The following is a 230-nucleotide window of genomic DNA, read 5'->3' as shown; positions in this document are numbered from 1 at the left end:
TAGATGATATAATCAAAGAACTCCAATCTTCAATTATTGCGGGCATTTACATTCCCTCTTCTGTAAGAGGAGTGCAAATACCAAAGGCAAATGGTAAAACCCGTTTACTTGGTATACCCACAGTGATTGATAGAATGGTGCAACAAGCGATAATCCAAATCTTATCTCCTATATTTGACCCACATTTCTCTGATAACAGCTATGGATTTAGACCTAAGCGCTCTGCTTCT

Annotated in this window: 1 protein-coding gene; it reads left to right on the top strand. The window is 38.3% G+C overall.

Features of this window, described 5'->3' with window-relative positions; all coding sequences use genetic code 11:
* A partial coding sequence (locus tag L8D11_RS05710; protein WP_272906071.1) for a reverse transcriptase domain-containing protein occupies nt 1-230 on the top strand: 230 nt, incomplete at both ends.

The organism is Candidatus Bandiella numerosa, from assembly GCF_021811875.1.
GTDB lineage: Bacteria > Pseudomonadota > Alphaproteobacteria > Rickettsiales > Midichloriaceae > Aquirickettsia > Aquirickettsia numerosa_A.
This window is presented reverse-complemented; position numbering and strand designations above follow the sequence as displayed.